The organism is Microbacterium lacus (assembly GCF_002812805.1).
Classification (GTDB): domain Bacteria; phylum Actinomycetota; class Actinomycetes; order Actinomycetales; family Microbacteriaceae; genus Microbacterium; species Microbacterium lacus_A.
The window spans coordinates 406,925-428,839 of the sequence record NZ_NMUM01000030.1; the positions used below are offsets into that span (position 1 = coordinate 406,925).

Below are 21,915 nucleotides of genomic sequence, written 5' to 3' on the forward strand. Positions count from 1 at the left end.
CACCCATGTGCCTCCGCAGACACCTGGGGGTCAGGCGATCGAGCGCTCAGCCGCTTCGACGACGTTGGTCATGAGGAGTGCGACGGTCATGGGTCCGACACCGCCGGGGTTGGGTGAGAGCCATCCCGCGACCTCGGCAACGGCCGGGTCGACGTCGCCGTAGACGGCGGACTTGCCGGTCTCGGGGTCCGGTTCACCGCGCGTGACCCCGACGTCGAGCACCGCGGCACCCGGCTTGACGTCCTCCGCCCGCACCAGGTGCTTCACACCCGCGGCCGCGACCACCACATCCGCCTGACGGATGAACGACGGGATGTCGGGGGTACCGGTGTGGGTCAGCGTCACCGTTGCATTAACCTCACGCCGCGTCAGCAGCAACCCGATCGAGCGGCCGATCGTCACCCCTCGACCGACGACGACGACATGCTTGCCCGCGAGGTCATATCCGCTGCGACGCAGCAGCTCGATCACCGCACGCGGGGTGCAGGGCAGAGGCGACGTGATCTCGTTGTTGACGTTCAGGACGAGTCGCCCGAGGTTCGTCGGGTGGAGGCCGTCGGCATCCTTGTCCGGATCGATCCGCTCCAGGATCGCGTCGGTGTCGAGGTGCTTCGGCAACGGCAACTGCACGATGTATCCGTGGCAGGCCGGGTCGACGTTCAACCGGTCGATGACCTCCTCGACGTCCTGCTGGGTCGCGTCACCGGGCAGTTCGATCTGGATCGAGTTCATCCCGATCGCCTCCGACTGACGGTGCTTCATGCCCACGTACAGCTGCGAGCCGGGGTCTGCCCCCACCAACACCGTCGCGATCCCGGGCGTCACCCCTCGCGCCTTCAATGCCGCCACGCGCTCGGTCAGCTCGGCCTTGATCGCCGCTGCCGTCGCCTTGCCGTCCAGCTTCTTCGCCGTCATCGTCTCTCCCGTCGGTCATCCGCGCTTCTTCGCTGCGGCACTGCGCTGTCTCCGACCGTGGCACTCGGCCCGGTCAAATACCTATGTCGATAGTTAATCTACAGAAGCGGCGTCCGCGGCGATAGGTGTTCACTATTCAGCACATCGCGCCAGATATCCCGCCAGACCCCCGGAATCCCGGCCCGTCGCGCGACAGCCTCGAACGAGCAGACTGAATTGCGAACGACGCGAGGGCGTCGGATCCCGGGGTCGGTCGCTACTGCTCGAGACCCGGGTACAGCGGGAAAGCCGCCGTCAGCGCGGCGACACGCGTGCGCAGCGCCTCGACATCCGCATCCGGCAGCAGCGCGAGAGCGATGATGTCGGCCACCTCGGAGAACTCCGCGTCGCCGAAGCCGCGCGTCGCGAGGGCGGGCGTGCCGATGCGCAGACCCGAGGTCACCATCGGCGGACGCGGGTCGTTGGGCACCGAATTGCGGTTCACGGTGATGTGGATCTCGTGCAGCAGATCCTCGGCCTGCTTGCCGTCGATCTGCGCGTTACGCAGGTCGACCAGCACGAGATGCACGTCGGTGCCGCCGGAGCGCACGCTGATACCAGCGCCCGCGACATCCGGCTGCGTCAGGCGCTCGGCCAGGATGTGCGCACCACGGACGGTGCGCTCCTGACGATCGCGGAACGCGGGCGTCGCGGCCAGCTTGAACGCGGTCGCCTTCGCCGCGATCACGTGCATGAGCGGTCCGCCCTGCTGACCGGGGAAGACGGCGGTGTTGATCTTCTTGGCCAGGTCGGGGTCGTTCGTCAGGATGAACCCCGAGCGCGGTCCGCCGATCGTCTTGTGCACCGTGGACGACACGACGTGCGCGTGCGGGAACGGCGAGGGGTGCAGCCCCGCGGCCACGAGCCCGGCGAAGTGCGCCATGTCGACCCAGAGGTAGGCACCGACCTCGTCCGCGATCTCGCGGAAGCGGGCGAAGTCGAGCTGACGCGGGTACGCCGACCAGCCCGCGATGATGACCTTCGGCTTGTGCTCGACGGCGAGCGCGCGCACCTCGTCCATGTCGATGAGGGATGTCTCGGCGTCGACGCCGTACGCGACGATGTTGAAGAGGCGGCCGGAGAAGTTGATCTTCATGCCGTGCGTTAGGTGCCCACCGTGGTCGAGCGACAGTCCGAGCAGCGTGTCGCCCGGGCGAGCGATGGCGTGCAGCACGGCGGCGTTCGCGGTGGCACCGGAGTGCGGCTGGACATTCGCGAAAGCCGCACCGAACAGGCTCTTGGCCCGCTCGATCGCGAGCTCTTCGGCCACGTCGACCTCTTCGCATCCGCCGTAGTAGCGACGGCCGGGGTATCCCTCGGCGTACTTGTTCGTCAGCACCGAACCCTGCGACTCGAGCACCGAAACCGGCACGAAGTTCTCGGATGCGATCATCTCGAGGTAACCGCGCTGGCGGTCGAGTTCGCGTTGCAGAACCTGTGCGATCTCGGGATCGACTTCGGAGAGCGGGGCGTTGAAGAGCGGATCGGTCATTGCAACCTCCAGGACGACGGCATCGGCAGAAATTCCGCATCGGCCCAGGCGAGCGGTCGAATGCCGTAGTCAGTCGCTCCCCGGTGGTCACCCACCCGAACGCCAGTCGCGACATGGCGAGTCTACCGGATGCTCCGACATCCGCTCTCTCCGGATGTCCTCCGATGTCGGCCACGAAAACCGCGCCGTAGCGGCCGGACCCGGGGTTTGTTAGGTTTCCTTACATGATCCCCTACCCGGCACGCGTCGAGCCCAGCGACGGGGCGCTTTCGCTCGCCGGGGGGCTCGTCGTCCTCGCCGACCCGGGGGCGTCACACGAGGCGCGAGAGTTGGCACGTTCCATCACGGTGCGCACCGGCCTGACCTCGACGGTTCAGACGACCGATGCATCCGCGCCCCACCCCGGGGCGATCCGGCTGCGCCTCGACCCGAACGTCGGGCTTACGGCGGAGGCCTACACACTGCGGACGGATGCCTCCGATGCGGAAATCGTCGCCGCAACAACCACCGGCCTGTTCTACGGGGCGCAAACACTCGTCCAGGCGATCGAGGCCGGCACCGACGGCGGCACCTGGCACCTTCCCCACCTGACGATCGAGGACACCCCGCGCTTCGCCTATCGCGGCATGATGCTCGATGTCGCGCGGCACTTCTTCTCGGTCGAGGACGTGTGCGCCGTCATCGACCGAGCCGCAAGCCTGAAGCTCAACCACCTGCACCTGCACCTCAGCGACGACCAGGGGTGGCGCCTGCAGATCGACACCTGGCCCCGGCTGACGGGGCCCGAGGCATCCGCGAGCTTCTATAGCAAGGCCGACTACCGGCGCATCGTCGAGTACGCAGAGACCCGACACATGACCGTCGTGCCCGAGATCGACATGCCCGGCCACACGCACGCGGTCGGCATCGCCTACCCCGAGCTGGTCGAGGCCCCGGTCATCTCCGACGCACTGCGCGCGCAGGTCGCCGAGCTCGGCCAGCAGCTGCCCGAGTCGGGCGTGCCGTTCACCGGGTGGGCGGTGGGGTTCTCGTCCCTGCGGATCGGTGACGAGACGGTCGACCGATTCGTGCACGATGTGGTCCGCGAACTCGCCGAGGTGACGCCCGGGCGGTACCTGCACATCGGGGGCGATGAGGCCCTTGGCACGGCGCCCGCCGACTTCGCCGCCTTCGTCAGCCGCGCAGCCCACGTCGTCCGCGAGGTCGGCAAGATCCCGATCACCTGGCAGGAGGCCGGGGCGGTCGCCGAGCTTCCGGCGGGCACGGTCGGGCAGTACTGGGGCTTCGTCGCCCCGCAGGATGGCCACGACGACCTCGCGCGTGCGTTCGTCCGGAACGGTGGCCGAGTCATCCTGTCCCCCGCGGACGCGGCGTACCTCGACATGAAGCCCGACGCCGAGAGCGCCCTGGGGCTCACCTGGGCGAACGGACCCACGAGCCTCCGCCGCGCCTACGAGTGGGAGCCACTCGCGGTGGTCGAGGGTCTCACCGAGCGCGACATCCTGGGGGTCGAGGCGGCGCTCTGGACCGAGACCGTCGAGACCCTCGCCGACATTGACGCCCTCGTCTTTCCGCGGATCGCGGCCGCGGCGGAGATCTCCTGGTCCAACCCGCCCGCGATGTCGGCGGCGCGCACATGGGAGTCCTTTCGCGAGCGAGTCGATGCGCTCGCACCGCTCTGGCTCGCCGCGGGAATCGGTGGGGCGCGATGAGCTTCATCGTGCACTCGGCGCGGCTGGTGGCGCCCACACTCGAGGCCGCAACATCAGGCAGCGGGGCAACGTCCGGCATCGTCCGGGACGAATCGGATGCCTGGCTGCGCGTCGAAGGCGGGCTCATCGTCGCGCAGGGCACGGGTGACTCCTGGCGTGCCGCGGCGCACGACAACGATCGGATCGTGGATGCCGCTGCAACGGCGGGCCCGGGCGCCGTGCTCACGCCCGGCCTCATCGACATCCACGTCCACGGCGGCGGGGGCGCGTCCTACGACGGCGATCGCGCCGGCGCTCGCGGCGGGTCCCGCGGCACCGATGTGCCAGAGGACCCGGATGCCGCGATCGCCCATGCCCTCGCGACGCACGGCGCACACGGCACGACTCGCGCCGTGCTCTCGCTCGTCACCGCACCCGTGTCCGACCTCGAACAGCGTGTCCGCCGCATCGCGCGGCTCAGCAAGTCTCAGCCGGGCATCCTCGGCTCCCACCTTGAGGGCCCCTTCCTCGACCACGACCGCCGCGGCGCGCACGACCCCGCCCAGCTGAGGGCACCGAACACCACCGACCTCGAGCGGCTGCTCGCCGCGGGTGAGGGGACGGTGCGCCAGGTGACGCTCGCGCCGGAGCATCCGGGTGCGATCGAGGCGATAACTCAGATCGTCGTGGCCGGCGCGGCGGCCGCGATCGGGCACACCGGCGCGGATCTGGCGACCGCCCGTGCCGCGTTCGACGCGGGAGCCACGATCCTCACCCACGCCTTCAACGCCATGCCGGGCCTGCATCATCGCGACCCGGGGCCCGTGGCGGCCGCGGCGATCGACGAACGGGTCACCCTCGAGGCCATCGCAGACGGGGTGCACCTCGACCCCGCGGTCGTGCTCTTGCTGTTCCGCATGGCGCCCGGACGGATCGCCCTCATAACCGACGCGATGGCCGCGGCGGGCGCGGACGACCGCGACGGAGACTGGGTCCTCGGGGCACGCTCCGTGGAGGTGCGTGATGGCATCGCACGACTTCGTGGCAGCGACACCATTGCCGGATCGACCCTGACGTCGGACCGCGCGCTGCGGATCGCCATCCGCTCCGGCGTACCCCTGACGGAGGCGGTACGCGCGCTGACGACGACACCCGCGCGTGCCGTCGGGCACCCCGAACTCGGGACGTTGGATGACGGGGGCCCCGCGGATCTCGTCCTCTGGGATCGGGATTTCCGCGTCCGCGCCGTGTGGCGCGCGGGCGAACCCGTGCCGCGGGCCGGCGCGTCCTGACACCGTCTTCAGCATCCCCATGCCTCGGGTCCGGTTCGCGCCCGTGTCCCCTTGAGTCCCGCGGCGACGAAATGAGGCGGGGCGTGGATCCGGATCGGCCTCCCCCCGGATGACCACCCGAAAGCCACGCCCCGCGGCTGCGACGTCCAGCGCCGCAGCGACTTCGCACCATCCCCCCGGAAGGATCGAAGCGCGTCTCTCACCCAAGAGATGCCCATCGAGGGAGTTCATTACGCGAGTTATGGAAACTTTTTCGAGTCGTCCGCGTGAGCATCCCTCCCCGTCGCACCGCGGGACGTGGACAATGGAGAGAACTGCGTCATAAAGCGGCCGCCCCTGCGTCTCTCTGAGTGAGACGAAAATCGGGCACGGCCGACAGGACGAGTACGGGGAATCTGCATGGAGAGCGACGAGGTCGACACGACGCCGACAGGCGATGGCGACGCCGACCTCGTCTTGCGCGCCCGCTCGGGCGACGGCGAGGCCTATGCCGAACTCTGGCGACGCCACTACCGGTCGGGCATCACCGTCGCACGCTCGATCACGAGTTCTCTCGACCCCGACGACCTGGTGCAAGAGGCATACGCACGGATCTACCAGTCCATCCGCCGGGGCGGCGGGCCCACAGGGTCGTTCCGCGCCTACCTGTTCACGAGTATCCGCAACACCGCGGCGGGGTGGGGCCGTGCCCGCCGAGAAACCGCGATCGACGAGCTCGACGCCGTCGAAGACCCCGCGTCAACGCCCGAGGCGACGGCGGACGCACTCGATCGCGGACTGACGCACCGCGCCTTCCGCAGCCTGCCGACGCGCTGGCAGGAGGTGCTCTGGTACTCCGAGATCGAGGGCATGAAGCCCGCCGAGATCGCGCCCCTGCTGGGGCTCAAGCCGACGGCCGTCGCACAGCTCGCGTTCCCGATCATGGCCCTCGCGGCCATGCCGTCGAGTCTGATGCCCGGGGCTGTCACCGTCGCGGGCGGGAGCGGTGCGGCGGCGAGCGGCGCGGGCTCTTTCGCGGGCGGCGCGGGCTCTGGCGGCGCGGCCGCGGCTGCTTCGGGCTCTGGCGCGGCGGCGGGCTCTGGTGCGGCGGCGGGCTCTGCCGCTTCGGGCGCCGGGGGCGCGGTGGTAGGAGCCGCCGCCGCGGGCACGGCGACGGCGGGCGCGGCAGGGATCTTCTCGGGCGCGGGGCTTGCGGTCGCGATCGCCGTCGGCGCCGTCGTGACCGGCGGAACCGTCCTCGGGGTCACTGTGGGGCCGTCCCTCTTCGCGCCCGCGGCAGCCGAGCCGAGTTCGGCCGCGGCCGTGGCGTCTCCTTCAACGTCATCGGCTCCCTCGCCGTCGGCTCTGCCGTCCACGGAGTCCACGGATATCCCGATCGACAGCTCATCCAGTCCCGCCGCCGAACCGGTTGCTCCGCTCCCGCCCACGAGCCGGCAGATCCGACCCCGGCATCGAGCCCGGCGCCGAGCACCGAGCCCGTACCCCCGGCGACACCCGCAGATCCGGTGGATCCCGTCGATCCGGTGGAACCCGTGGATCCCGTAGACCCCGTAGACCCCGTCGATCCCGTCGACCCGGTCGACCCCGTGGATCCGGTCGATCCCGATCAGCCCACAATTCCCCCGGGCGGGCCCACCGAGTTCTCCGTCACGAGCACAATCACCCTCGCCGCAGCCACCCTGAACATCTCCGTGGTCGGCGAAGAGGGCGCAACCCTTTCCGTGGACGTCGACGGCGTCACACGTTCCACCGTCATGCTGGGGCCCGGCGGCGTCGGCGCGCTGTCGGTGCCGTTCTCCCTCGTCGAGTACACACTCGCTCCCGTCACCGTCCGCTACGTCCCGACGAGCGGATCACCGATCGAGGTCGCGGGTTCGTCCGCTCTCGTCTGGGATCTGACGAACTGACCCCCGCTCGTAGACTGGGACGATGACCGATTCGTCCGCGCTCGACGGCGCACCTCAGCCCGCATCGACCCCCGCGGGTGGTACCGGGCGAGCGCCCGGGATGGTCGAACGGCCCGGCGTGATCGACATCGTGCGGCTGCTGACCGAACTCGTGGCCTTCGGAACCCTCGCGCTGTGGGGCTTCCTCGCCTTCGCCTTCCCGTGGAACCTCGTCTTCGGCATCGGCACCCCCGTCTTCGCGATTCTGCTGTGGGCGCTTTTCCTGTCGCCGCGGGCCGTCATCGCGGTGCATCCGTTCGTCGCCGCGTTCATCGAGCTGCTGATCTTCGTGAGCGCGACGCTCGCCTGGTGGAGCCTCGGCCAGCCGTGGATCGGCCTGGCGTTCGGCGCCGTCGCTGTCGCCACGGGACTCGTGGTCGGAAGACGGCGTTTCGCGTGACGTCTGATCTCGACATCGCGGTGCATCCCGACGCCGCACCCGAGGGCGATGTCGTCGCGCGTCTGCGCGCCGAGCTTTCGCATCGCGTTGATACGACGGATGCCTCGCTCGAGGCCGCCCGGGCCGACAAATCCGGTCATCGCTCGATCGGTCGGCCACTCGCCGTCGTCCATGCGGCATCGGTCGAGGATGTCCAGCGGACGATGCGGATCGTGACCGCGACGCGCACCCCGGTCGTCACGCGCGGTGCCGGCACGGGTCTCGCGGGCGCCGCTATGGGCGGGCCGGGCGAGATCGTGTTGTCGATGCGGTCGATGGACGCGATCCTCGAGGTGCGCCCCGATGACCTGCTCGCCGTGGTCGAGCCGGGGATCATCAACGCCGACCTGAATGCCGCGCTCGCCGAGTACGACCTGTGGTGGGCGCCGGATCCCGCGAGCCGTGCGATCTCGACGGTCGGCGGCAACATCGCGACAGGCGCCGGTGGGCTGCTGTGCGCGAAGTACGGCGTCGTGCGCGACGCCGTACTGGGCCTCGACGTCGTGCTGGCCGACGGGCGCCTCCTGCGCCTCGGGCACCGCACCGTCAAGGGCGTGACGGGCCTCGACCTCACGTCGCTCATGATCGGATCCGAGGGCACCCTTGGAGTCGTGGTGGGCGCAACCCTCAAGCTCCGCCGCCTCGTGCCCGGTGACGTGTGCACGGTCGCGGCGACGTTCCGCGACGTGCGCTCCGCGGCGCAGGCGTCGGCGGCCGTGACCGCCTCGGGCGTGCAGCCCGCGATCATGGAGCTGATGGATGCGACGACTCTCGCATCCGCACATTCCTATCTCGGAATACAGCCGCCCACCCCCGGCGCGGCCCAGTTGATCGTCCAGACCGACGGCCCAGCCGCGGCGGCCGAGGCGGAGGCCATCGGCGTCGTCCTGTCCGCAAACGGCGGCAACGTCACCGTCACGCGTGACCGGGACGAGGGCGAGCGGCTGCTGACGATCAGGCGCTCGATGCATCCGGCCATGGAGGCGCTCGGCAAAACAACACTGATCGAGGATGTCTCGGTACCCCGCAGCGCACTCGCGACGATGTTCGATGAGATCGCGCGCATCGAGCGCGAGTACGACGTGACGATCCCGACGATCGCGCATGCGGGTGACGGCAACCTGCATCCCAACTTCGCGTTCGACGGCGAAGAGGTGCCCGACCATGTCTGGGCGGCGGCGGATGCGCTGTTCCGCGCCGCACTCGCGCTCGGCGGCACCCTCACCGGCGAGCACGGCATCGGCACGCTCAAGCGGCGGTGGCTGGCGGATGAGCTCGGCGACGATCAGTGGGCCCTGCAGCGCGACATCGCGCGGGTGTTCGACCCCCTCGGCATCCTCAACCCGGGCAAGGTCTTCGCGCCCTGAGCTGCGGGTCGAGCGCGAAGCGGGGCAGGTTTCGTGCATTTGGGGCAGGTTTCTCCGTGCCCCACTGCACCTACGGTGCCCCACATCGTGTCTGTCGGCGTCGTCGGACTACAGCCCCTGCCAGGCCGGCTTGTGCGCCCACGTCTCGCGGTAGTAGCCCGCGAAGCGCAGGGCGGACGCCGCGGCCTCGTCCACGACGACGGTCGTGTGCGGATGCAGCTGGATGGCCGACCCGGGCAGCGACGCGGTGAGGGGCCCCTCGACGGCACCCGCGACCGCGGCGGCCTTGCCCACCCCGAACGCCAGCAGCACCAGGTGCCGTGCGCGCAGGATCGTGCCGAGGCCCTGCGTGATGCAGTGCACCGGAACATCGTCGATCGAGGCGAAGAATCGCGCGTTGTCTTCCCGGGTGCGCCGGGTCAGGGTCTTCACGCGCGTGCGCGACGCAAACGACGACCCCGGCTCGTTGAACCCGATGTGCCCGTCACTGCCGATCCCGAGCAGCTGAAGATCCACGCCGCCGGATGCCTCGAGCTCGGCCTCGTACGCCTCGCCCGCGTGCTCGATCCCCGTCAGCGACCCGTCGGGCACCCCCACCCGCTCCGGGTCAAGCCCGAGCGGCTCGACGACCTCGCGCCGGATCACGCTGCGGTAGCTCTGCGGATCGTCGGGGGCCAGGCCCACGTACTCGTCGAGGGCGAACGCGCGGACGCGCGAAACGTCCCTGCCCGCCAGTCGCTCCACCAGCGACCGATAGACCGGAAGCGGGCTCGACCCCGTCGCCAGGCCCAGCACCACGTCGGGGCGCCCGGCGATCAGGCGCACGATCTCGTCGGCGACGAGGGCACCGCCCGTCGCGGCATCCGGAACGATGACGACCTCAGCCATGAATCAGAACCCCTTCCTCCGGCGCTCCCGACAGTGCGGCGCCGAGAGCGGCAGCCGGCGAACCCGGCGGGAGCAATTCCACACGGTCGGCGAGCGCGAGTGAACGCAGGAAGACGGATGCCTCGGCCACCGCCTCGAGCTCGCGCCGCACGTCGTCGTGCAATCGTGCACCGAGCGCGGTCAGTCCGCCACCGAGAACGACGGTCTCGACATCCGTCGTGAGGACCAGTATCCGCACCGCCGCCGCGACTCCGCGCGCGAGCTCGCCGCGGAGCGTCAGCGCGAGCGGATCGCCCGACTCGGCCGCGTCGAAGATGTCCCCCACAGGATGAGTGCCCGGTCGCCCCCACCGTTCGGCGAGCGCGGCGCCCCCTGCGAGGGCTTCGATGCATCCGCGCTGTCCACACCGGCACATCGGTCCCGCGGGATCCACGCTGATGTGACCGACCTCGCCGGCCGCGCCGCGCGAACCACGCCAGACCGCGGGCACCGTCTCGCGCCCAGAACCCGCCGCAGCTATCGACCCCGCTAGAGAGCCCGTCACAAAGCCCGTCACGATCCCCGCGGCGATGCCCGTCCCGAGGTTCAGGTACCCAATCGACCCCGAACCCCCGCGCAACACGGCGGCGCCGAGCGCCGCGGCCCGCACGTCGTTGTCGACGTATACCTGCACCCCCAGCGTCGACGCGACGGTGTCGCCGAGGTCGAGCGACTCGATGCCCAGGTTGACGGCATGCTCTACCCACAGGGAGCCGGGCGCGATCTGGCCCGGGATGCCGATGCCGACCGACGCGATCTGCGGCGCAGCCCCCGACGCCTCGGCGCCCAGCTCGGCCCCGAGGTCGGCAACGACCCCGAGGATCGTCTCGACCACGGCATCCGGACCCCACCCCGTGGCGCGGCGCACGCGAGCCACAATCGACCCGTCCGGCGCGACGGCGACTCCCTCGGTCTTCGAACCGCCGACGTCCAGCCCGACCCTCATCGCCCGGCCCCCGATCGAGGGACGGTGCACACCGGATCACCCATCAGCCCTTGACCGCCCCCGAGACGAGGCCGCTCGTCATCCGTCCCTGCACGATGAGGAAGAAGATCACGACCGGCACGGCGACCAGCGTCGACCCGGCCATCAGCTCGGCCCAGTTCGTGCCGCCGTTCGGGTCGAGGAACGTCCGCAGCCACACCGGAAGCGTCATGGCCTCGGGGCGCGGGTTGAGCACGAGCGCGAAGACGAACTCGTTCCACGCTTGGATGAAGCCGAACACGCCGGTCGCGACCAGCCCGGGCGCGAGCAGCGGGAACGTGATGCGCCAGAACGCCTGCGAGCGGCTCAGCCCGTCGATCATCGCGGCTTCTTCGAGTTCGACCGGCACGCCGTTGACGAAGCCCCGCAGCGTCCAGATCGTGAACGGCAGGACGGTCGCGATGTAGACCGCTGAGAGCCCGATGATCGTGTTGAGCAGCTGCCATCCGTCGACGAGTCGGAAGGTCGAGATGATCATCGCCTCGGCGGGAATCATCTGCACGATCAGGATCGTCGCGATGAACGAACCCCGAGCCCGGAAGCGGAACCGCGTCACGGCGAGTGCCGCGAGAAAAGCGAAGACGAGCGCCACGATCACGGTGATGAGCGCGATCTGCAGCGAGTTCAGCAATGCCGGCACGAACGGCGCACGGGTCTGCCCGAGGATGATGCTCGCGTAGTTCTCGAGCGTGCCGTTGTCGGGCCACAGGTGCAGTTCACTCCCCCGCACCTGCCCGTTCGGCTGGAACGAGGTGTTGACCATCCAGTACACGGGGAAGACCGAGAAGAAGAAGACCACGAGCGCCGCCACACCGGCGAGCAGCGACCCCGTGCGGCGGCGCGCCGAGATCTTGCGGCGCGGCGGGCGTGCAGCGCGGGACGGACGCGTCGAACGAGCGGATGCCTCGGCATCCGTCCGCCCAATGTTGCGCCGCGTCGAAACGGCGCTCATGCGCTCTCCTCCCGCAGGCTTCGGCGAACGTAGAACAACGAGACTCCGACGAGCATCAGCACGACGATGACCGAGATCGCGCCGCCCGCGCCGAAGTCGCCCGAGCCGAGCGAGACGCGGTAGATGTACACCCCGAGCGTGTTCGTCTGGGATGCGAGACCGCCGATCGACTGCAGCGCGTAGATCTGCGTGAACACCCGCAGGTCCCAGATGACCTGCAGGATCGTCACGATGATGAGGATCGAGCGGATGTACGGCACGACCACGAGCCGGAACCGTTGCACGGCCCCTGCCCCATCGAGCTGCGCGGCTTCGAGCACCTCATCCGGTACCTGCGTGAGACCCGCGTACACCGTGAAGGCAACGAAGGGCACGGCACCCCAGACGATGATGATCGTCGCGACGAAGAAGAAGCTGAGCGGATCGATCAGCCACGAGTGCCCCTCGAACGGCAGACCGAGCGCGCTGAGAAACGCGTTCAACACCCCGTACTGCGTGTCGAAGATCCAGCCCCAGACAATCGTCGCCGACAAGGGCGGCATGGCCCACGCGAGCAGCAGCCCCACCGAGACGAGGGTGCGCAGGCCCGTGCCGAGCCGCCGCATGAGCAGGGCGACCAGGATGCCGAGCAGCATCGTCAGCACGACACACACGGCCGCGAACAGCACCGAACGGCCGAGCACCTGCCAGAACTCGGCGTCTGTCAGTACGGCGAGGTAATTCGCCAGCCCGACGAATTCGGGCGGCGCACCGAACACCTGAGCCCGACCGAATTCCTGGAAAGACATGACGAACAGCTGCACGAGGGGCCAGCCGGTGATCACGGCGAGCACGAGCAACCCGGGCCCCAGGAGTGCGTAGGGCGTGAATCCGCCGGGCCGGCGGGACCGGCGTCGACCGCCGCGCTGCCGGTCGGGGACGGGTGGTTCGGGGGCGACGAGCCGCTCTCCCTCGACCGCACTCACGGCCGGGGCGAGTCCGCGGGGGACGCTCGACATGGGATCTCCTGCTCGGGAGGCGAATGGGCGGGTGATGAACGAATGAGGGACGGATGCGCGGGGCCGGAGGAGCGCGCGGCTCCCCCGGCCCGCCCGATCAGCCGTTGAGGATCGACTCGATCTGCGTGTCGACCTCGGTCGCGAGCGCCGCGACGTCGCCGCCGAGCGCGATCTGCACGAAGAAGTCTTCGAGAACACGCGATGCCTCGACCTCGGCCCAGTTCGGCGACGCGGGCGTGAGCTTGGCGTTGCTCGCGGCTTCGGTGAAGGCGACGGCCTCGGGGGTGTCGCCGAGCGTCGATGCAAGCGACTTCTTGGCCGGGATGAGGCCGTTCTCGCCGTAGATCGTCTGGAACTCATCGCTCAGGATGATTGCCAGGGCGCTCTTCGCCAGGTCGGGATTGGCCGACTGGGCGGAGATTCCGATGTTGGAGCCGCCCGCGAAGACCTGCGCGGCCCCGCCGTCCATGCCCGGGAGGGCGTAGACGAACGGAGCTGCCGGCGGGGTCGCCGTCTCGCACGCGCTGGCGAGCCCGAGCGCCCAGTTCGGCGCCGAGAACTGCACGGCCTGGTTCTCGCAGTACGGGGTCCAGGGCTCGGCATTGTCGCCGTCCTTCGGTGCGAGCGAGGCGTTCATCATCAGGTCCTGCACCTGCAGCAGACCCGCGACCGAGGCATCCGATGACAATCGGGCGTCCCAGCTGTCGCCATCCGGGACGGCGATCTCGCCGCCGTTCTCCCAGATGAAGGGCAGCGCGTTGTACCAGTCCTGGCCGGCGAAGTAGATGCCGGACTTCCCGGGGTTCGCCGCGGCGAGCGCCTTCGCGCTCGTGACGTACTCGTCGAGTGTTGCGGGCGCGGCCGTCACCAGGGCGGGGTCGGCGAAGACCACCCGAGCGCCCGAGTACAGGGGCGGAGCGAAGAACTGCCCGTCGTAGGACCCGGCCTCGACGAAGCCCGGCAGCAGGTCGTCGCCGCCGAGTGCCTCGTACTCGTCCGTGAGGTCGAGCAGGGCGCCCACTGAGGTGAAGGCGGCCGCCTGGGTGTTACCGAACTCGACGATGTCGGGGCTGTCCGAGCTCGACAGGCTGGTCGTGAGTTTGTCAACGAGTCCGTCCCACGACTGCTCTTCGATCACGAGGGTCGAGCCGGGGTTGTCGGCCTCGAAGGTCTCGACGAGGTAGTCCCGAGCCGCTTGCGGGGTGTCCGTTCCGGCTAGCCACACCCGGATCTCGGCGGATTCCGACGATCCGGCGGTGCAGCCGGCGAGGACGAGGGCGGATGCCCCGAGCAGGGCCATGGCCCCGAGCGTCTTCTTCATGGTGTTCCTTCGCGTGTATTGAGTGGTGTGTTGAGTGGGTCGTGCGTGTGTCGATCGGGTGGTGCGGATCACGAGACGCCGAGCTGGCCCGAGAGCACCATGACGGCGGCCCCGCGCAGAACGATGTCTTGGCCGTGCTGTGTCATCCGCACGCGCACGCCGTCGTGGAACTCGGCGAGCGTGCGGGCGCGCAGGGTGTCGGCGGTCTGTTGGAGCAGGGGACCGTCGATCAGTTCGGGCGGACCCGACAAGACGATCTCGGATAGATCGAGCGCGCCGACGATGGGCGCGACCGCGATCCCGAGTCGCTCGCCCGCGTCCCGCAGGATGCCGTCTCTGTCGGTATCTGTGGTCGCCTCGGCCAGGCGGGCTTCCAACGCCGGCACCGACAGCCAGGCCTCGAGGCAGCCGACCTTGCCGCACGCACAGCGCGGACCGCCATCCGTCCCGATCGTGACGTGTCCGATCTCACCCGCGGCGAACCGGCTGCCACGGGTCGGCTGACCGCCGGTGAGCAGTCCCGAGCCGACACCCGCGCCGACCTTGATGAGCATCATGTCGTCTTCCGCGCCGCCGAACGTGTACTCGGCGAGCGCGGCCGCATTGGCGTCGTTGGCGACGAGAACGGGGAGCTCGAGCGCCGTCCGAAGGCGCGATTCGAGGTCGAAGGCCGTCCACCCGAGGTTCGGAGCGCTCAAGACGACGCCGCGGTCGTCGACGATGCCGGGTGTACCGACGCCGACGCCCAGCACCGGCGCGAACGAGTCGGCGATCAGGTGACGCGCGAGTTCGATGACGGCCGTGGCAGCGGCCTCTCCCCCGCCCGGCCGCGGCACTTCGTGACGGGCGACGATCTCGCCGTCGAGCGTGAGCACCGCGCCCAGAAAGGCGGTCGGACCCGAGAGGTCGATCCCGACGATGCGGTGCGCAGCGCGGTCGATATCGAGCAGGATCGCCGGTTTGCCGGGTCGCGAACCCTCGCGCAGGCCCTGTTCGATCACGAAGCCATCGGAGATCAGCTCGGCGACCAGGTCACTGATCGTGACGCGGGTGAGCCCGGTTTCGCGCGACAGATCCGCGCGACTCAAAGGGCCGCGGTGAAAGAGCGTCTGGAGGACGAGCGACCGGTTGTGCCCGCGTCCGTGCTCCGGCAGGACCTTCTTGCCGGGCCGCAGGGAGCGACCGGCCCCGAAAGCCCGTGGAGACGTCGTTGCCTGCGGCGTGGTGTTCGGGAGCGTGCGTTCGGTCGCGGACTCGGACACCGCGCCGGGGGGCTGCTCGGGGGTCGACATGTTTGTTAGTAGACCTTACTAACACGCTCGTTGGCAACCCCTCGTTCATAGTTCGTTCGGATCATTTACAAAACCGTAATCTTGCGTCCTCGCGACGCCGCGCAGAGAGCGCGCATAGGCTGGGACCTTCACCGAGGGGGAACTGTCATGAATCGACGACTGATCGCGCTCGCGCTTGCCGTGACAGCAACGTTCGGCTTGACCGCGTGCACGGGCGGCGGGACCGAATCCTCCGAGGGCACCGAGTCTTCGAACAGCGAGTCTTCGAGTGGCGCGAGCGCACCCGAGTCGCAGACCGTGGAAGAGGCCTGCGCCTCGGTCAACGACACAATCCAGAGCGTCTCTGACGACTTCGAGGGCGTCACCGCCGAACAGCCCGAGGACGCGGCCGCCGCGTTCCAGGCCGCGGCGGATGCCTTGGGAGACGCGTCCGCAGAGGTCGGAAATGCCGAGGTCGCCGCGCTGCTGCCCGACATCCAGGCCGTCTTCGAGGCTGCCGGAGAAGCGATGACCGCCCTCTCCGAGGGGGATGCCACCAAGGTCGCCGAGTTGCAGAACCTCGGAACGGACCTGCAGGAGAGCTTCACCGCGTTCCAGGAACTCTGCCTGGAGTAGGCCAGACCCCTCTTTGCGCCGCGTCGCGCAAAGTTGCACGCTCGCGCCGAGCACGATAAAGAGTCGTTGCGCCTTCGTTATCAACCCTCGCCTACAATCGAGGCACACCCCTCCGCGGGTGAGGGGGGGCCCGTGACTGATCTCATCTCGACGCCATCGTCTACTGACGACGATGCGCCGCTGACGCCTGCGCCGCGCGTGGAGTGGACTCCGGCGCCTCCGCGCAAGCGTCGCCGCTGGCCACTCGCCCTGTGGATCGGTATCCCCGCTCTCGCGCTTGCGGGTGCCGGCGCCTTCTTCGGAACCATCCTGATCGCACCTGGTGTCGCCATCGCGGGAGTTCCCGTCGGTGGTCTCACCGTGGGCGCCGCGGCCGAGAAGGTCTCGCAGACCGTCTCGGGAACGGGCGTCGAGGTGTCCGTCGCCGGCACCACCGCGACCATCACCGGTGCCGATCTGGGAGCGTCGATCGATGCGGATGCGCTCGCGCAGGCCGCCCTCGAAACGCACCCGATGTGGCAGGTGGGCGGATGGTTCCCGAGCCCCGACCGCATCGCCCCCGAGGTGGACTCCGCAGAATCGCAGGCGGCCATCGCGAACGCGTTCGCCGCCGACTGGGTCGAACCGGTCGACGCTGTCGTCGCGTTCGACGCCGCCACGGGCTCCTACGTCGTCACACCCGCGGTGCCGGGGCGCGGGCTCGACCACGCCGCGATCGAGCAGGCCTACGAGGCCCGGCTACTCGACCCCTCGCTCCCCCAGGCCTTCGACGGCGAGCTGGTCGCTCTCGAAGCCGACATCACGACGGATGCCGCGACATCCCGTGTCGAGCAGCTGAACGCCATGGTCGCGTCGGCGGGCTTCTACGTCGGCGAGGAGCGCACCGTTCCGATCGCCGCGGATGTGCTCGCTTCGTGGCTGACCCTGACGCCGGATCCCGAACAGGGCACGATCGATATCTCGGCCGACAGTGCGGCGATCCAGACCGTGGTGGACGCGCTGCCCGCAGCCGTCGATCGCGCGCCTGTCAACGGCGTCCAGGTTGTCAACAAGGCCGGCACGGTCCTGCGCACCGAACAGGCCGGAGCCGACGGACGCGTTCTCGGCGCGACGGCCGGAATCGCCGCCGGCTTTGCATCGCAGCTCGCGGCCGGTGATGCCGCCTACGCACTCGATGTCGAGGTGACAACCGCGCAGACCACGTCCGTGGTCCGTGTGCTCGAGGTCGATCTGTCCGAGCAGCGCCTGTATGTGAAAGAGAACGACGTCGTGGTCGACTCGTGGCTGATCTCCAGCGGAGGACCCGGTTGGGCCACCCGCCAGGGCAACTTCACCGTGAACGCCAAGGTGCGCGTCCAGGACATGGGCAACAGCGAGGTCGGCTATCTGCAGCCCGATGTCGAGTGGGTCATGTACTTCAGCGGCGACCAGGCCTTCCACGCCGTCTACTGGCGGAACATCTGGGGCACACCGCTGAGCCACGGATGCGTCGGCATGCCGACGTCGCTGGCCAAGCAGATCTACCAGTGGGCCGACGTCGGCACCGACGTCTGGGTGCACGCGTAAGCGAACGGCGCGGTCAGTTCGACTGCAGCGCGACAAGGCGGGCGTATAGGCCACCCCGGGCGAGCAATTCGGTGTGGTTTCCGATCTCGGCAATCCGCCCCGCTTCGATGACGACGATGCGATCGGCCCTGCGGACGGTCGACAGCCGGTGGGCGACGACAAGAGTCGTGCGTCCCGTCCGCGCGCGATCGATCGCCTCGGTGACCTTCGCCTCGGACTCGGGATCCAGCGCGCTCGTGGCCTCGTCGAGGATCAGGATGCGCGGAGCCCGGATAAGCGCCCGAGCGATCGCGAGGCGCTGCCGCTGCCCGCCCGAGAGACGCGAGCCGCGATCGCCGATCGTCGCGTCGAGTCCCTCCGGCTGTCCGTGGACGAGGTCCAGGGCATTCGCCGCCGCGAGAGCGTCGAGCACTTCGCGCTCGCTCCTGTCCAGGTCTCCGTATGTGACGTTCTGCCGGATGGTGCCGTCGAACAGGGCGGGCTCCTGCGGGACGATCGCGACGTGACGACGGAGTGAGCGCAGATCGAGGTCGGCGAGGTCGTGGCCGTCGATGAGTACGGCACCCCGACTCGGGTGCACGAAGCCCAGGATCACGTTGACGATGGTCGACTTTCCCGACCCCGAGGGCCCGACGAAGGCCACGGTCTCGCCGACGCCGATCTCGAGCGTGACGCCGTCGAGTGCGGGGCGCGACGCCTCCGGGTACGTCACGGTGACATCGCGCAGCTGCACGCGGCCCGTGATTCCGGGAACGGAAGCCTTACCGGCGTTCTCCTCGACGTCGAGCTCTTCCGTCACCTCGGCGATCGAGCGCACCGAGTCCATGCCTCGACTGAAGACCGGCGCGACGTTCATCAACATCACGATCGCGTTGGTGAGAACCGTGAAGTACGTCGTGAGCAGCACGACCTCCCCGGCAGAAATCGGAACGAGCTGGAGCACCGCGGCCGTGGCCGCACCCACGAGGCACAGGAGCCCGAGCACCTGGTAAGAAATCCACGACAGCGCAGCGAAGCGACCATTGAGAACATCGAGCTCGCGTCCGGCAGCGCGAACGGACGCGGCCCGCGCCGCGACCCGTGACGTCGCGAGATCCTCGAGGCCGTGCCCACGCGTGAGCGGCATCAACGTGGCCATCTCGTTGACCTGCGCAGAGAGGCGCTCGACCTGACGTCGGAATGCCTCGTTGCGCTGACCGGCGCGACTGCGGATGAAGATGACGAGTCCTGCGCCGACGGGGATCGTCAAGGCAAATACCACGACGAACTGCGGCACCGTGACCGCTGTGATCACGATCGCGCCGAGCAGAGTCGCGATCGACCCGACCGCGGTCGGGAATACCTGTTGCATCGTGAGTTCGAGGTTCTCGACATCTCGGATGATTTTGGTCTGCATGACCGACGCATTCTGGCGGTTGTGATAGCCGAGCGAGAGACGCTGCATCCGCGCGGCTAGCCCCGAGCGCACGGTGAATGCCAGGGAGCGGGTCGCCGCCGAGGTCAGCCGCACGACGATCATGTTGAACGGATAGTTGAGCACGAGAAGCGCGAGCGCCGCCCCTCCCCACATCCACAACCCGTCGACGGGCCCACCGCTCACGACGATGTCGATGATCGCCGCGGTGATCGGCGGCAGCAACCAGGCCGGACTGTCCTTGACGACGAAGCAGGCGATCGCCAGCGTCAGTCGGATACGGTGCGGGCGCAGCAGGCGCAGAAAGGAACGCAGCGGCTGCGTTCGCCGCACGCTGGCCGCGAGCAGTGCCTCGGCGTCGGAGTAGTCCGTCATCCGCTACACGCGCGAGGCAAGGAACGCCGTCTGCGCGAGCCACTGGTAGGTCGACCCGCCCTCGTGCTCGTTGAAGGGGTAGACCTCGATCGCTTTCTCGCCCGCGTAGCGGTTGTAGGCGGCGAACACGGTCGAAGGCGGGCAGATCGGATCGAGTAGTCCCACCGAGAACAGGGCGGGCGCCGCGGCATGCGTCGCCATCGTCGCTCCGTCGAAGTACGACAGGGTGCGAAACACCCGCTCCTGCGCACCACGGTGGATCGACAGGTAGCGCACGATCTCGTTGTAGGGGTCGTGGTCGGTCATGCCGACCGCACGCTCGAAGTGGCAGAGGAACGGCACATCGGGCATTGCGGCGACGAGCCCGTCGCTGAGCCCCGCGGCGGCCAGCGCGATGCCTCCGCCCTGGCTCCCGCCGCACACCGCGACCCGCTCCGGGTCGACGCGGTTCATCGTGCGGACGGCATCGATCGCCCGCACCGCATCGGTATAGACCCGGCGATAGTAGTAATCGGCGGGGTCTTCGATCCCCCGAGTCATGAATCCACTGAACGAGGGGCCCGTGCCGTGCGGATCGGGGGTCGCGCCGCCCGTGCCCCACGCGGAGCCCTGACCGCGCGTGTCCATGAACAGGTAGGCGTACCCGGCCGAGACCCAGCCGAGCCGCTCGAACGGAAGCCCCCGACCCCCGCCGTATCCGTTGTACTCGACCACCGCCGGCAGGCGGCCCTCGGTGCCGGCGGGGAGCAAAAGCCACGCCCTGATCGGGTCGCCGGCGAAGCCGGGGAAGGTGACGTCGAAGACCTCGATCGTCGAGAGCGGGCTCTCGACCGGAATCACCTCGACCGGCACGTCGTGCGCACGCGCCTCGGCAAGTGTGCCGCGCCAGAACTCGTCGAAGTCCGGCGGGACCGCGATCTCGGGCGAGTACTCGCGCAGGTCGTTCAGCGGCAGGTCGAAGCGGGGCATGTCGTTCGTCTCCAGGGGTCGGGTCGGGGATCGAGTGGGATGAGGCTGGGGGTCGGGCGAGGGCCGGGTCAGTGGTCGTCGCCCGTCGGCGCCGGACGCTCACCGCTGCCGCGCTCGATGATCCACGTGGGCAGCTCGACCTGACGAGTGAATCCCGCCGGATCGCCGATGCGCTCCATCGCCGCCAGCGCGGCCTGTCGGCCCAGCTCGAACGGGTCGTAGCTGATCACGCTCACACCGATGACGTCCGCGGTGTCAAAGTCGTCGAAGCCGACGAGGGCCGTGCGTCCGGCTGCATCTCGATCGCGCAGCACCCGCAAGGCTCCGATCGTCATCCGGTTGTTTCCCGCGATCAGGGCGGTCGGCGCGTCCTCGGACGAGAGTAAGTCGTCCACGATCCTGTCGGGTGGGATCGTCAGGTCGTCCTCGAGCCGCTCCCACCGGGAGCTGTCATGGATGCCGTATTCAGCCAGGGCGTCGCGGTAGCCACGCAGGCGCTCCTTCTGCGTGTAGACGGATGCCGGATTGCACACGTAGCCGATGCGCCGATGCCCGCGGGCCAGGAGCCGGCTCGTCGCGTCGAAGACGCCGCGACGGTTCTCGAGCACGATCGAGTCGGCGACGAGGTTGCGCGCCGGCCGGTCGATCGCGATCACGGGGGTTCCGAGCTGACGCTCACCCTCCAGGTAGGACTGGTCATCGGCGACCGGGATGAGCAGGAGCGCGCCGATGCGCTGCGCGAGGAGCGCGTCGGCGACCCGTTCCTCGCCCTCGGGCGTGTCGTCGGTCGTCGCCACGACGAGCGCGTGGCCGTGCGCGGCCAGCTCTTTTTCGATACCCGCGGCGACTTTGTAGTAGAAGGGGTTGCCGAGCTCACCCATGATGAACCCGATCGTGTTCGTGCCGCCGCCGCGGCGCAGGTTGCGCGCGAGCGTGTTCGGCCGGAAACGCAGCCGCTTGGCCGCCGCGAGCACACGCTCGGCCGTTTCGGGTGAGACGAGCTCGCGACTCGCGAACACGCGCGAGACCGTCTTCGAACTCACGCCGGCGAGACGGGCGACGTCGTCGAGGGTCGCGCGGTTCTGAACCGTCACTGACTCACCTTCCTGGGATTCCGGTTAGCCTAACATCGCTTCGGCATCATGTCGACGTCAGACATTTCACGGACATCATCACCACCACAATGTCGGTTTGCGTCTCAATATTTGTTGATAAATCAGCGCTATAGCCCATGAATGATGCTTCGGACAGACAAAGACAGCGTTGACATTGCGCCTTGTGGATCGCCGCGAATACGCATACTCTGGCCCGGCGATACGC

19 protein-coding genes and 1 riboswitch are annotated in these 21,915 nt (G+C 69.0%); of the genes, 8 read left to right on the forward strand and 11 right to left on the reverse strand.

All coding sequences use genetic code 11. The features are described 5' to 3' along the window. Positions 1–30: 30 nt before the first annotated feature. Positions 31–915: a bifunctional methylenetetrahydrofolate dehydrogenase/methenyltetrahydrofolate cyclohydrolase gene (locus tag CGU34_RS11840; RefSeq protein WP_100814186.1), complete on the reverse strand. Its 885-nt coding sequence runs from the start codon at positions 913–915 to the stop codon at positions 31–33. A gap of 256 nt (positions 916–1,171) precedes the next feature. Further along, the gene (gene glyA / locus CGU34_RS11845; protein WP_100814187.1) at positions 1,172–2,446 is read right to left on the reverse strand and encodes a serine hydroxymethyltransferase; all 1,275 of its coding nucleotides are present in this window, start codon (positions 2,444–2,446) and stop codon (positions 1,172–1,174) included. 35 nt (positions 2,447–2,481) lie between these two features. After that, positions 2,482–2,566, reverse strand: a riboswitch (ZMP/ZTP riboswitch). Between the two features lie 104 nt (positions 2,567–2,670). Here glyA and CGU34_RS11850 point away from each other — a divergent pair. The 6 genes from CGU34_RS11850 (at position 2,671) to CGU34_RS11880 (ending at position 9,181) form a co-directional block, all read left to right on the forward strand. Next, positions 2,671–4,158 (forward strand): beta-N-acetylhexosaminidase, encoded by a 1,488-nt coding sequence (locus tag CGU34_RS11850; protein ID WP_100814188.1) that lies wholly within the window; start codon positions 2,671–2,673, stop codon positions 4,156–4,158. Continuing rightward, positions 4,155–5,429, forward strand: coding sequence for an N-acetylglucosamine-6-phosphate deacetylase (locus CGU34_RS11855; protein ID WP_100814189.1), 1,275 nt, complete (start codon positions 4,155–4,157; stop codon positions 5,427–5,429). Before CGU34_RS11850 ends, CGU34_RS11855 begins: the two co-directional genes overlap by 4 nt. 399 nt (positions 5,430–5,828) lie before the next feature. Then, on the forward strand, positions 5,829–6,974 hold the full coding sequence (locus CGU34_RS11860; protein ID WP_100814190.1) for an RNA polymerase sigma factor: 1,146 nt from the start codon (positions 5,829–5,831) through the stop codon (positions 6,972–6,974). Then, complete coding sequence (locus tag CGU34_RS17210) at positions 6,962–7,336, forward strand: hypothetical protein (protein ID WP_198517764.1); 375 nt, start codon at positions 6,962–6,964, stop codon at positions 7,334–7,336. Before CGU34_RS11860 ends, CGU34_RS17210 begins: the two co-directional genes overlap by 13 nt. Before the next feature lie 22 nt (positions 7,337–7,358). Continuing rightward, on the forward strand, positions 7,359–7,775 hold the full coding sequence (locus CGU34_RS11875; protein WP_100814192.1) for a YrdB family protein: 417 nt from the start codon (positions 7,359–7,361) through the stop codon (positions 7,773–7,775). Beyond that, positions 7,772–9,181, forward strand: a complete 1,410-nt coding sequence (locus CGU34_RS11880; RefSeq protein ID WP_232711658.1) for an FAD-binding oxidoreductase — start codon at positions 7,772–7,774, stop codon at positions 9,179–9,181. The genes CGU34_RS11875 and CGU34_RS11880 overlap by 4 nt, the downstream gene beginning before the upstream one ends. 108 nt (positions 9,182–9,289) lie before the next feature. Here the strand turns inward: CGU34_RS11880 and CGU34_RS11885 are convergent, their stop codons facing one another. The 6 genes from CGU34_RS11885 to CGU34_RS11910 all read right to left on the reverse strand — a co-directional run bounded on the left by CGU34_RS11885 (position 9,290) and on the right by CGU34_RS11910 (position 15,656). Further along, positions 9,290–10,069 carry a glucosamine-6-phosphate deaminase gene (locus CGU34_RS11885; RefSeq protein ID WP_100814193.1) on the reverse strand — a complete coding sequence of 260 codons (780 nt, stop codon included), beginning with the start codon at positions 10,067–10,069 and terminating at the stop codon, positions 9,290–9,292. Further along, the gene (locus CGU34_RS11890; protein ID WP_100814194.1) at positions 10,062–11,054 is read right to left on the reverse strand and encodes an ROK family protein; all 993 of its coding nucleotides are present in this window, start codon (positions 11,052–11,054) and stop codon (positions 10,062–10,064) included. Before CGU34_RS11890 ends, CGU34_RS11885 begins: the two co-directional genes overlap by 8 nt. A gap of 43 nt (positions 11,055–11,097) precedes the next feature. Further along, a complete protein-coding gene (locus CGU34_RS11895; protein ID WP_198517765.1) occupies positions 11,098–12,045 on the reverse strand; it encodes a carbohydrate ABC transporter permease in 948 nt (315 codons plus the stop codon). Further along, positions 12,042–13,043 carry a carbohydrate ABC transporter permease gene (locus CGU34_RS11900; RefSeq protein WP_051513594.1) on the reverse strand — a complete coding sequence of 334 codons (1,002 nt, stop codon included), beginning with the start codon at positions 13,041–13,043 and terminating at the stop codon, positions 12,042–12,044. The genes CGU34_RS11895 and CGU34_RS11900 overlap by 4 nt, the downstream gene beginning before the upstream one ends. Positions 13,044–13,140: 97 nt before the next feature. Beyond that, a complete protein-coding gene (locus CGU34_RS11905; protein WP_100814195.1) occupies positions 13,141–14,364 on the reverse strand; it encodes an extracellular solute-binding protein in 1,224 nt (407 codons plus the stop codon). A gap of 68 nt (positions 14,365–14,432) precedes the next feature. Next, positions 14,433–15,656, reverse strand: a complete 1,224-nt coding sequence (locus tag CGU34_RS11910) for an ROK family transcriptional regulator (RefSeq protein ID WP_100814196.1) — start codon at positions 15,654–15,656, stop codon at positions 14,433–14,435. Between the two features lie 147 nt (positions 15,657–15,803). Here CGU34_RS11910 and CGU34_RS11915 point away from each other — a divergent pair, with 147 nt between their 5' ends. Further along, the gene (locus tag CGU34_RS11915) at positions 15,804–16,271 is read left to right on the forward strand and encodes a hypothetical protein (protein ID WP_100814197.1); all 468 of its coding nucleotides are present in this window, start codon (positions 15,804–15,806) and stop codon (positions 16,269–16,271) included. A gap of 132 nt (positions 16,272–16,403) precedes the next feature. After that, positions 16,404–17,837: a L,D-transpeptidase gene (locus tag CGU34_RS11920; protein ID WP_100814198.1), complete on the forward strand. Its 1,434-nt coding sequence runs from the start codon at positions 16,404–16,406 to the stop codon at positions 17,835–17,837. Between the two features lie 13 nt (positions 17,838–17,850). On the opposite strand, the gene CGU34_RS11925 is transcribed toward CGU34_RS11920, so the two are convergent. The 3 genes from CGU34_RS11925 to CGU34_RS11935 form a co-directional block, all read right to left on the reverse strand. After that, on the reverse strand, positions 17,851–19,626 hold the full coding sequence (locus CGU34_RS11925) for an ABC transporter ATP-binding protein (RefSeq protein WP_051513600.1): 1,776 nt from the start codon (positions 19,624–19,626) through the stop codon (positions 17,851–17,853). A 3-nt stretch (positions 19,627–19,629) separates the two neighbouring features. After that, positions 19,630–20,595, reverse strand: a complete 966-nt coding sequence (locus CGU34_RS11930) for an acetylxylan esterase (protein WP_036299252.1) — start codon at positions 20,593–20,595, stop codon at positions 19,630–19,632. 68 nt (positions 20,596–20,663) lie between these two features. Then, a complete protein-coding gene (locus CGU34_RS11935) occupies positions 20,664–21,689 on the reverse strand; it encodes a LacI family DNA-binding transcriptional regulator (RefSeq protein ID WP_100814199.1) in 1,026 nt (341 codons plus the stop codon). Positions 21,690–21,915 lie beyond the last annotated feature (226 nt).